Raw genomic sequence first — 10,613 nt, 5'->3', positions numbered from 1 at the left:
GTCGCGGGATTTACTTGCCATTCCCGAGGTGGCGACGGTCGAGCAGCAGATTGGCCGGGCCGAAAGCGGCGAAGATCCCTTCCCGCCCAACCGCAGCGAGATGCATGTCGAACTCAAGCCTGGCGGTGCTGGCGGCGAAGACCGCGCGCAGGCTGAAATTCGCAAGGTTCTGGGGCGCTATCCGGCCATCCAGAGCGCGACGCTGACCTTCCTTGGCGACCGGATCGGCGAGTCGCTCTCCGGCGAGACCGCCCAGCTAGCCATCAATGTCTATGGTTCGGACCTCGACGTGCTTGACCGGATCGCAGGCGACATCGCGCGGGTGGTCAAGGCGGTTCCCGATGCTGCGGACGTTCAGGTTAAGTCGCCGCCCGGCACGCCGCTCCTGTCGATCGCACTCGATCCGGCCCGCATGGCGGTGCATGGCGTGACGCCAACTGACGCCAACGATGCTATCGAGATCGCCTTCCAGGGCCATGTCGCCGGAGAGGTCGCCGACCCCGACCGGACAACCGACGTGGCGGTGGTTCTTCCGCCCGAACTGCGCCAGGACCCCGAGAGCGTAGCGGCGATGCTGGTGCGCGCCAGCGACGGGTCCTCGGTCCGCCTCGGTGACATTGCGACGCTGTCATTGGGCGAAGGACGCGCTTCGATCGCCCGCGCCGGAGGTCAGCGGCGCCAGGTCGTCACGATCAATCCGACGCGATCCGACGTCGCGGGTTTCGAGCGCGATGCGCGTGCCGCGATTGCCGCCAAGGTCAAGCTGCCCCCCGGTGTATCGCTGTCGTTTACCGGCGTGGCGGCAGGCCAGGCTGCGGCGACCCGCCAGATTGCGCTCAATGTCGCGGTGGCCGCCATCGCGATCGTCGGCCTGCTGATCCTTGCCTTCGGCGGCGCCCGGGCGGCAGCGCTGATCCTTGCCGGAACGCCGTTCGCGCTGGTGGGCGGTGTGATCGCAATTGCACTGACTGGCGGCGTTCTCTCGCTCGGGGCGCTGGTCGGGTTCGTCACGCTGTTCGGTATTGCCGCGCGCAATGCGATCCTGCTGGTCGCCCATGTCGATCACCTCGTTGATGAGGAAGGACTGCCGTTCGATCGGGCAACCGTGATGCGGGCCGCCGAGGAACGGGTCACGCCGATCTTGATGACGGCACTCGTTACTGCCCTCGGCCTGTTGCCGTTGGCGATTGAGGCGGGACAAGCAGGCCGTGAAGTGCAAGGGCCCATGGCCGCGGTCATCCTCGGCGGACTCGTGACCTCGACTGTCATGAGCCTGATGTTGCTGCCGGCCCTGATCCTCAGATATCGTCATGCTCAGGGTAAGGAGCAGGCAGCATGACCGGCAGCACAGTAAGACGCGCGATCGTCATCGTAGCCCTGTGCAATCTTGCATATTTCTTCATCGAAGGGACGGTTGCGCTGCGCATCGGCTCGGCATCGCTGCTGGCAGACAGCGCAGATTTCTTCGAGGATGCAACCGTCAACTTCCTGATCCTGATGGCGCTCGGATGGAGTGCGCTGGCGCGCCGCAGGGTTGGTTACCTGCTGGCTCTGGTCCTGCTGCTGCCTGCGATAGCGTTTCTGGCGACCCTGTGGAGCAAGGTGTCGCATCCACTCCCACCCGATGCCTTCGCCCTGTCGATCACCGGGCTGGGTGCGCTCGTCGTCAATCTTGGCTGTGCGCTGCTCCTGGCCCGGGTGCGGCATGTTCACGGCAGCCTTACGCGCGCAGCGTTTCTGTCGGCGCGCAATGATGCGTTCGCGAATGTCGGCATCATCGGCGCCGGTCTGGTTACACTTGGTTGGTCCTCGGTCTGGCCGGACATTGTTGTCGGTCTCGCCATCGCCTGGATGAACCTCGATGCGGCAAAGGAAGTCTGGGAGGCCGCCCGAAGCGAGGGAGAAGAGCTCGAACCTGAGCCTTGATTGCAATGCGATGGCGAACACCTGGAAATGGGCGGCGGCCGCGAAGCTACGGGTTGACGGGTTCGATGCTGATCTTCGAGATCGCGGCGACATTGTTGGTTGGCAGAAACGCCTTGAAATAGGCAAGGCGAAACCGTCGGCTCATGAACTCACCCCACGGCACGTCCGCAGTCGCAACCGCGTTACCCGACCCGTCCCAGCCGATCACATGAAGATGACCGGGAATCGCCCCTGCATACCCATTGCTCCGGTGGACATCCCCTCCCACCAGAATGCCGTCCGGTTTTTGGCGGGCCGACGCACTGACGACGATTATTTCGGAATTCGAAGCAATCGTGATGGGACCGCGGAATTTCTGACCGGTGGCGCATCCCGAGACTGTGATCGAGAGTGCCAAGCAGCAGGAGAGATAAGTGGTCGGAGAATTTTTCAACATTGCGCCTACTGTCTACTCCATAACAATGTGCCGACCAAGGGTTAGGATTCCCGCCGTTACTGATGTGGCCTGGAATGGCAGGTTTCAGGAGCCTCTCGATGGGCAATGAACGACCGCTATGTTCGCGCGAGCTGCCGGTCGTTCAACGATTGAGCAGCTGTGAAATGAACCTGCTCAATCGCCGTGAAACATAAACCTCGGAATCACGCTGATCGTTCGCGAGCTGTCTCGCCAACTCCGCCGGAATTTCAGCGTAGGGGGCGGCCACATTCTGAAGTTCCTCAACCGTGACAAGGTGGTTCGGTTGTCCGCCATACCAGTACCGCACAATGGGATCGCGGGCGGCATCGGGAACGCCAAACACCATCACGAAGAACGTGCCCAGCCCCGGGTCCCAACCAACAGCCACCTCGAAGATGTCCGAGTGCTCCGGCAGAGGCTTCAACGAATACCGGCTCATCGGCTCACCAGTCGCTCGCCAGCATGATCGTGACCACGCGGAAGCTTTGCTGCGCGTCCCACGGCATCTCCGAGCCCCAGGAGAACGTCCCGTCATTGGCGTAGACGTCGATCTTCCAGAAGATCTTGTGGCCCTGAAACTCGACCGCGCCGAAGTCGCGCTCGCCGTGAGGGTCGTTGCCCGGCTCGATCGGGGTCTCGTTGATCAGCCTGCGCAGCGCCGCTTGGCCCAGCATCAGACTGGCTTGGCGGGCGCCGGGTTCCTCGGCGTCGCCAGCAAGGATGTCGGCCAGCGTCCGGGTGAAAACGGTGCGCGAGGTGACCAACGAACCATTGCGGGCCGCGTCATTGAGCCTAGCGATCTCAGCCGTGTGGTCAGCATCGGCCGGCGTAGATTGAGCAAGCTGAGACATGGGCTCTTCCTTTCAAGGTTGATCCCCAGCCGAGTGCCCCCTCCCCTCCGCTGTCCGGTTGACGGGGTCTGAGCGTTCACGCTACGTTCTTTTGGAAAGGATCACGCCATGCCCGCTCCCAGCCACCTCGAACACTTCGATCTCGACATCGGCCTGCGCGATGCGTCGTGCGACGAGAACCTGCCGCCGGTGCGCCGGGCGATCGCGGCGCTGTGCATCGGGGTCGGCGTGGACGACGCCTATCTGTCGGTCCGGGAACTGCGCGAGGCAGTGTCCCTCGTGCATGAAAACGCCCCCAACGGCCGGGCGAAGCTCGCCGGTATTCTCAGCACGCAGTGCGACGATTTCCAGCGGGCGATCTACTACTGCCTTGCCGGGCGCGGCGTGGTCGAGATGGCCGAGGCGATGGATTGGCTGCTGACGATCCTCAAGGCCCGCGGTCGCACAGCCGCCTGGCTCAGCCGGTCGCGGGTTCGGCGGAAGGACCTCGTTTCGCCCTATGTCAGCGAAGCGCCCGACGGACCGGTGGTATCGGCCAGCGCCGATTTCGAGCTCGGGCAATCGTGGTTCGTCGAGCGCGGGCCAGGCCCCTACTGATCATCCGGCTCGTCATCGTTGCAGGTGACGACCCGCGAGACGGTGCGCCCCGGCGCCGCCTTGCTCGCCAGCACCACGCGAAAGGGCTGCAGCGGGTTTCCGGTCTTGACCACGGCGGTGTCGCCCTGGACGTGCTCGGCGACCCGGGTTGCGATCCGGTTGGCGTTCTCGATGCTGCAGAGGCGCGCCCGCTTGGACGAGCGCTGAGGTGGTGCGGGGTCGGTCATGGCGCTACTCGTTTGGGTGCCAGGTCACGAAGCTGACGGGGCCGCAGGCGGCGGCACGATCGTCCAGGCGCGGCTCATCAGCTTGCTGATCTTCACCCCGACCCCGTCGCTTACCCGGCGTAAGGTAGTCTTGCGGCCCGACTGGACCACGCGGAAGCTTCGCTCGCTCTGCCCGTCGGTGAAGGTCAGCGGCTCGGCCAGCACCAGCATGTCGCCCGGCGCCGGCTTGCGGCGCGTGGTCAGGGCGAGGCGTTGGCGGCAATGCTCGCGCCACTGCGCAGCATATTCGTTGCCAGGTGGCCCGAGCAAGTCGAGGATCGATGCGGGGCAGTCGTAATTGTACGGCCCCATCGTTTCGCTCAGTCGGGTAGGATTGGTGCTGCTCATGGAGTCAGCCCTGATCCCCCCGCCGAACCGCACGTGCAGCTTTCACCGCATGCGGCTCTCCACTGTGACGAACCATCACTTTGCCGTAGATCGGGCAGGCGGCCTCTGTGAGTATCCCAGTGGCATTGCTCGCACAGGACCACCGTCCTGCGGGCGCGTGCCACCTTCATTCTCACGACAAAACCGCGGTGCGAAACATCGGCCATCCCCCGGATATGGTGCACCTGACACGGAACATCGGATCGACCGCAAGCCTCGCATTGCTTGGCATTCTGACGATCAACCCAGTCCGTACGTGAGTGGGTGAACACCTGCGTCCAAGGCTGGATATCAATCCTGGACGAGGTGGCCGGATCACGTTTCAGATGAGCCAGTTTCCAGACTTTGACCGATCGGGGCTGGCCATCGACGTCGTAGCCGATGGTGAATTCCTGCCCCGTCCTCATGCGGGCCACGACCGCTCGCACATTGGTTTTGTGCTTGCTGGCCAAGGTCTTGAACAAGCTCCACCGCTGGAGAAACTCAAGCCTGTTCAGCTTGAAGCTCACATCCTTGGCGAGAGCATAGTAGTTCGCAAAACCCCGCAATTCGGCGTTGTAAGCTAGGACGATCTCAACGTCGCTGCAGCTGAGCAGCAGGCTACGATGACGCGGCTTCAACACCGACAGATCACCATAACCTTTTGCAGAAGCGAACGCGTGGACCTTCTCCCAAGGGACATGCAGCTGCATCACTTCCGACGGCGGCCTACGAAGGAAGCTGACGGAACCTTGTCGGCTCCGGACAACCCGTTGGCGTGTCGTATATGTGCGGACCTCATATCCAAGGAAGGCGGCTCCATCGCTCGCCTTGCGGATACCGCTTTTCTCCTCGGACACCGTGAGCGCCAGCGCCTCGGTCAGGAATGCCCTGACTTCGGCGAACACGCTTCGTGCATCCTCCTTGCTACCGATAACCCCAATCATGAAGTCGTCCGCGTAGCGACAGTAACGAAGTCGGCGATAACCGGGGTCCATCGCGTCTCTCGACGGGATGGACCGCTTTTGCGGCAGTAAGGTTTGGATTTTGGCCAAGGAGGCCGCAACCTTCACCTCGTCGACATTGTCTTTGGCCCGCAGCATGGTGACGCGCTTCCGTTGTTTCTGGATGCGCCCAGCCAGTCGCCCATATTCCGGGTTCGTGGCACGGACCTTCCCCCTCTCGAAAGCCGCGATCCGTTCCGCCATGAACATATCGAGTTCATGGAGGTAGATGTTGGCCAAGATTGGAGAGACGATACCGCCCTGCGGAGTGCCGCTGTAGGTCCGGGTGTGAACCCGGTCTTCCATAACACCCGCCTTAAGCATGCTGCCGATCAAGCCGATGAATTTCTCGTCATCGATCCTTTTCCGCAACAGCCGCAGGAGGATGTCGTGGTCGATGTTCTCGAAGAACCCCGCGACATCCACATCTACGAGCCATTTCACCCCCGTCCATACGGCTTTGACGTGTTCAAGCGCCGTATGACACGACCGGCCCGGCCGGAATCCATGGGAGGCGTTCGAGAACACCGGTTCATAGATCCGTTCGAGCAGTTGCCGCGCCACTTCCTGAACGAGGCGGTCGTCGCGCGTGGGAATGCCCAGCGGACGCCGTTTGCCCTTGCCTTTCGGGATAAACACCCGACGCACTGGTTTGGGATCATAGGTCCCTGCCGTCACGCTGGCGATAATCGGGTCGAGGTCTTCCGGTCCGAAGTCCGCGAAGGTCTCGCCGTCAATACCCGGCGTCATCGCACCCTTGTTGGATCCGATCTTCTGGAGCCCCTCCTCCCAAAGGAGGCGAGACCCCATCAGACGATAGAGTCCATTCACCCTTTTGCCCGACGCAACGAGCGCCGGAATGGCCTCCAACCGGCCTTTCACAGTTTCTGGCAGCATCAGCACACCCCATGATCGGTGGTTGAAGAATCACAGCTGCCGCCCTTCCCCCGGTCTTCCCCGCTTTCGGCCCGATCGCTCGAGACCTTATACAGTTGCACCGCCGCCTCCGAAGAGGTCGATGTCCCGGGCATTACCCCGGGCATTTGAGTAATATGGCGGCTCCGTACCCATGCAGGCCGGCAGAAGCCGCCTGTTTAGGGCATCCCGTAGTTACGCTGAATGGAGATGCGGCGCGGTTAGGTGTCCCGTTCGTCCACTAAACCCCTCGACGAGAGGCGCACCGGATGGGCTGAGAAACAGGCGGCCAAGACATGAGACCGCTGTCATCATCCGGACCTGGCGTGACAGTCGCTTTCGCCAGTATCGCTATATAGATTGCTGCAGACTGGGATTTAAGCAGTGTAGCCTTCACCATACGCACCTTGCCCTGACCGTCATCGCCTCCATTTGCGACTAAGACGCATCTGGCCTTTTCCGAACATGCTATTGTTCCCCGTCCCTTTCGGGATTTCAGACCTTGTGAGGCCCGAGGTTAGTCCGGCGAGCAGAGGCATTCTCAACTTACCTCATCATCACTGATACTCCATTTCAGCGCCGCAACGGCGCACTGTCCTTGTACCCAAACTCCTCACCGCTGCGCGCGCCGGGGTTCCATTTGACGAGGCAGATGATCGCGAAGGTCTCGCGCGGGGCCTCAAGGTCGTAGCTCTGGCAGGCGGCGTAGTAGGCGCCCGAACGCACGGTGGATTTGAGGACACGCAGCCCCGTCGCCCGGCCCTTTTCGGGGTCGGGCGGATATGTGCACTGGTTATCGAGATAGGCCTTTGGCGTGGCGAACGGGGCCATGCCGCCGCGGGACATGAACAGCCAACCCATAACGGTTCTCCTAGACGAGCGCCTGTTGGCGTGGGTTGATGGAAAGGCCGGTCTCGCGGACAACGAGCGCGCGGAAGCTCTGCGGCGCGGCAAGGACGGCGATGTCGCAGAAGTGATTTCGGTCGCCGAGGTAGTCCTGGCGGCCCTTGCAGCGCCGGAACATGACCTCGCGGCCCGGACGGATGCAGGGGATCGAGACCTGGACGTAGATCTCGTCGCCGTGGAGCGTGATCTCGCCTGAGACCGCAGGCCCCGCAAAGTTACTGCGCAGGTCGTACTGATCCGGCTCGAGACCGAGATAGCGCGCCGCCACCCGCAGCGCCGAACGCGCCTCGCGGTGGAAGGCGCGCTTGGCTTCGGGATCGTAACCGATGCCGCGGCGGGCAAGCGCCACGAGCGCGGGCTTCGACTTCAGTTCGTCGATCTTGGCGAGACATTGCCGACGCAGCGGCAGGTCTTCGGCGAAGGTTTCATCAGGCGCGTGGCCGAGCGCGATGCGGCCGACGTGACGCGCGAGCAGGATGGTTGCGGGATCGCGGGCCGGGTCGATCCCGGCATTGCGGGCGTCCTGCATCGCATCGACGACGGCCTGGGTGGCGGTGGCAATGCTCGCGAGCGCGTCGGGCTGCAGGGCACGGCGATAGCGGAAGTCGAGATCGTAGTTCATCGGTGAAATCTCCCTTTGCGCCCCCTGGCGCATCGGACTTCCACCCCCTCCCCTTCCCGCTCGCCATGCGAGTGATCGCAGTGCCTCGGCTTTCCGGACGCCGTCAGGCCGCCTCCTTGAGTTCATCCGGCAGGGGCGAACCGAGCGCCGGATCAAACTGGCGCAGCCACTTCACCGCCTGCTCGGCCTTGGCCGCCGCGTGAAGGATGGCAGTCTTGTCGCCGCGCAGGATCTTCATCCAGTGGTGGATGTAGGAGGCGTGGCTGTCGTGGAGTTCGTTGGGGAGGCCGTATTCGGCGCAGAGGGTGGCTTGGCACAGCGAGGCGACGATCTCTTCGAAGGCATAGGCATCGTCCCCGAAACGCTTGCCGAACTGGCGATTGAGCCGCTTGACCGCCCCCGTGGCGTGGCCGAGTTCGTGACAGCGGGTCGAGAAGTAAGCCTCGATCGAGTGAAACGCGCCCGGCGATGGTAGCGTCACCGTGTCGGTGCTCGGCGTGTAATGCGCGCTGTCGCCGCCGTGGACGACACGGATCGGGATCGCGTCGAGAAAGGCCTGCACCCCGGCCGAGAGTTCGCCGATCGCCTTGGGGTCCGGCGGCTCGGGGTAGTAGTGCGCCGGCAGCCCCTCGATCTGCGAGGCGTTGAACACGTGGTTCCACTTCATGAACCGGATCGTCTTCTCTGTTGTTTCACCGGTCTCGCGATCGGTGTCGGTCTTGCGCGCGGAGCTGTAGAACACGCTGAACGAGCCGCTCTCGCCCTTGCGGACATGGGCGCCGAGTTCGAGCGCCTGACGGAAGGTCATCCAGTAGGGGCTGGCGTAGCTCCGGCTTTCGGCGACCGCCCAAAGGAAGAAGGTATTGATCCCGGAATAGGGGACTCCGTTGTGGCGGAGCGGCCGTGTGCTGGTCGAGGTCCAGGGTTTGAGCCACGGGGCGGTGCCGGCGGCGATCTTCTCGAGGATCAGGTCGGTGATGACCTGCGCGACGTCGGGTTTGGGATGACGGGTCATTGGGCCGGGCCCTCCTGGGCAGGATCGAGGGTGATGTCAGAGGCTGCACTCGACCAGGAGAGGCGCAGCGTGCGCCCGTGCGGAATGCGCCAGGCGACCCGGTCGGCGAAGGCCATGCGGATGCCGGCAAGGATCGCCGCGTCCTCGCCTTCGAGGATGGCATGGGCACGCACCGCCGCATCGTGGCGGAAGCGGGTCTCCTGGGTGTCGTAGCTGTCCGCATCGGAATCGTCGGAAGGGCTGAACACCGCATCGATGATGAGGTCGGTGAGATCATCGGGCCCAAGCGCGGTGTTCCGGGTCAGCGCAATGCGCGCGCAGTCGGGATCGCCCCATGAGTCGGCATCTTCCATGATCGCAAAGTCGGTTTCGAGATCGAGCCGCTGGTCGTGCTGGTCGGTGAGTTCGATGGTGATCGCGTCTGGGCGCAGGGTGACGGCCTCGGCTTCGCCCGCAGGCATGCCGCCGTCGAAGGTGAAGCGCTCGCCGGTGCGCACAAAGGCCGGGAGGGCGTCGTACCAGGGATAGCCGATGAAATTGGTGATCGGCTCGTAGAAGGCGCGCGGTTCTGGGCCGCCCAGACGATGCATCTCGCCGCCGTTCGAGCGCCGCAAGGCGCGGCCGAAGGTGACCGCGTCAAAGGAGTCGGTGTCATCGTAGATCGCCGCACCCGCCTCGAGGTCGGCAAACCGCGGCACCTCGCGGTAGCTGTCGCGGGCGAGGGTCGGGTACCACAGCGGCAATTGCCGCGCCGCCTGCGGGAAGTCGTCGTGATGCAAGCTCGCCTCGAGCCAGTTCTCGAAGCTCAGGCGGTGGAACGGTTCCTCGCGGATGACCGAAAAGATCGCCTCGCGGCAGAGTGCCGCGAGCCGGTCGAGCGCCGCGTTGCGGTAAATTTCCTTGCGTGCGGGCAGGACCAGGACAAGATCCGGCGCGTCGATGACGTCGACCTGCACGGACCACTGGGTGTGATGGACTTCCTTCACGACCGGGAAGGCGTGTTTGAGGGTCAGGCCGTGGAAGTTGAGCGTCGCGATATGTGGTGAATGCCGGTCACGGAACACGCCGATGCGGAAGCCGTCCCGCTCGATGACCTTGTGCGCATCGGCGAGGAAATCGGCGCGGGCGAGGTCCTTGCCGTTATAGCTGACCGGGACGGCCAAGAACCGCGCCGCCGCCTCGACGCAGCGTTCGAGCTTACCGTCAGGCTGCGGATCGAACCGGAACGCGATTGCCGTGCCGCGCGGCCCATCGAAGGGCAGAACATCGATGTCGGCCTCGCCGGTCCAGGCATCGCCTGTGATTACCAGCGAGAACGCGCCGCCCGCGCTCCGCGAACTGACGACAGTATCGAGGCCGGCCAGGCTGAAGAAGCCCATGCCCGCCGGGTCCTCGCGGGTACGGCACTCGTCGGACCAGTCGGATTGGCCAAGTGAGAGAAGGTCGACCGGGTCGGCAATCCCGGCGCCGTCATCGCCTACCGTGATGAGGCAGACATCGCCCACGTGCTCGGCGGTGACGGCAATGCTGGTCGCACCCGCGCGGCGGGCGTTCTGGAAGAGCTCATTGAAGATGTCGTCGAGGGTCCCGTTGAAGATCCGGGTGACCTTCGAGATCGCGTGCGGAGAGACCCGGGCGCGCAGCTTGGTGATCATGGTCATGAAGTGGTTCCTGGATGGACCGGCACG

Annotated in this window: 13 protein-coding genes; 3 read left to right on the top strand and 10 right to left on the bottom strand. The window is 63.6% G+C overall.

What is annotated here, in order from left to right; all coding sequences use genetic code 11:
* Together ACFFF7_RS09730 and ACFFF7_RS09725 are read left to right on the top strand one after the other, a co-directional pair.
* Nucleotides 1–1,339: efflux RND transporter permease subunit (locus ACFFF7_RS09730; RefSeq protein ID WP_379481151.1), on the top strand; the 1,339-nt coding region annotated here is incomplete at its 5' end.
* Entirely contained in the window at nt 1,336–1,926 is a 591-nt protein-coding gene (locus ACFFF7_RS09725) for a cation efflux transmembrane domain-containing protein (protein ID WP_169494876.1), read from the top strand. The genes ACFFF7_RS09730 and ACFFF7_RS09725, both read left to right, overlap by 4 nt.
* A gap of 46 nt (nt 1,927–1,972) precedes the next feature.
* Here the strand turns inward: ACFFF7_RS09725 and ACFFF7_RS09720 are convergent, their stop codons facing one another.
* The 3 genes from ACFFF7_RS09720 to ACFFF7_RS09710 form a co-directional block, all read right to left on the bottom strand.
* Nucleotides 1,973–2,323, bottom strand: a complete 351-nt coding sequence (locus ACFFF7_RS09720) for a hypothetical protein (protein WP_379481150.1) — start codon at nt 2,321–2,323, stop codon at nt 1,973–1,975.
* Between the two features lie 181 nt (nt 2,324–2,504).
* Nucleotides 2,505–2,822 (bottom strand): hypothetical protein, encoded by a 318-nt coding sequence (locus ACFFF7_RS09715; RefSeq protein WP_379481149.1) that lies wholly within the window; start codon nt 2,820–2,822, stop codon nt 2,505–2,507.
* A gap of 4 nt (nt 2,823–2,826) precedes the next feature.
* Nucleotides 2,827–3,234 (bottom strand): DUF3768 domain-containing protein, encoded by a 408-nt coding sequence (locus ACFFF7_RS09710; protein WP_379481148.1) that lies wholly within the window; start codon nt 3,232–3,234, stop codon nt 2,827–2,829.
* Between the two features lie 108 nt (nt 3,235–3,342).
* On the opposite strand from ACFFF7_RS09710, the gene ACFFF7_RS09705 reads away from it, so the two are divergent.
* Nucleotides 3,343–3,831, top strand: a complete 489-nt coding sequence (locus ACFFF7_RS09705) for a hypothetical protein (RefSeq protein ID WP_379481147.1) — start codon at nt 3,343–3,345, stop codon at nt 3,829–3,831.
* On the opposite strand, the gene ACFFF7_RS09700 is transcribed toward ACFFF7_RS09705, so the two are convergent.
* From ACFFF7_RS09700 to ACFFF7_RS09670, 7 genes are all read right to left on the bottom strand, one after another.
* Nucleotides 3,825–4,058, bottom strand: a complete 234-nt coding sequence (locus ACFFF7_RS09700) for a hypothetical protein (RefSeq protein WP_079731416.1) — start codon at nt 4,056–4,058, stop codon at nt 3,825–3,827. The genes ACFFF7_RS09705 and ACFFF7_RS09700 overlap by 7 nt on opposite strands.
* A gap of 24 nt (nt 4,059–4,082) precedes the next feature.
* On the bottom strand, nt 4,083–4,445 hold the full coding sequence (locus ACFFF7_RS09695) for a DUF6927 domain-containing protein (protein ID WP_379481146.1): 363 nt from the start codon (nt 4,443–4,445) through the stop codon (nt 4,083–4,085).
* Nucleotides 4,442–6,364 (bottom strand): reverse transcriptase domain-containing protein, encoded by a 1,923-nt coding sequence (locus tag ACFFF7_RS09690; protein ID WP_024018999.1) that lies wholly within the window; start codon nt 6,362–6,364, stop codon nt 4,442–4,444. Before ACFFF7_RS09690 ends, ACFFF7_RS09695 begins: the two co-directional genes overlap by 4 nt.
* 591 nt (nt 6,365–6,955) lie before the next feature.
* A complete protein-coding gene (locus tag ACFFF7_RS09685) occupies nt 6,956–7,243 on the bottom strand; it encodes a hypothetical protein (protein ID WP_379481145.1) in 288 nt (95 codons plus the stop codon).
* A 10-nt stretch (nt 7,244–7,253) separates the two neighbouring features.
* Nucleotides 7,254–7,910, bottom strand: coding sequence for a hypothetical protein (locus ACFFF7_RS09680; RefSeq protein ID WP_379481144.1), 657 nt, complete (start codon nt 7,908–7,910; stop codon nt 7,254–7,256).
* A gap of 103 nt (nt 7,911–8,013) precedes the next feature.
* Nucleotides 8,014–8,925, bottom strand: coding sequence for an ArdC family protein (locus ACFFF7_RS09675; RefSeq protein ID WP_379481143.1), 912 nt, complete (start codon nt 8,923–8,925; stop codon nt 8,014–8,016).
* Nucleotides 8,922–10,586 (bottom strand): ATP-binding protein, encoded by a 1,665-nt coding sequence (locus ACFFF7_RS09670; RefSeq protein WP_379481142.1) that lies wholly within the window; start codon nt 10,584–10,586, stop codon nt 8,922–8,924. The genes ACFFF7_RS09675 and ACFFF7_RS09670 overlap by 4 nt, the downstream gene beginning before the upstream one ends.
* Nucleotides 10,587–10,613: the final 27 nt, after the last annotated feature.

The organism is Novosphingobium aquiterrae (assembly GCF_042434435.1).
GTDB lineage: Bacteria > Pseudomonadota > Alphaproteobacteria > Sphingomonadales > Sphingomonadaceae > Novosphingobium > Novosphingobium aquiterrae.
The sequence above is the reverse complement of the archived record's forward strand: the minus strand, read 5'-3'. Positions and strand labels throughout refer to the sequence as shown.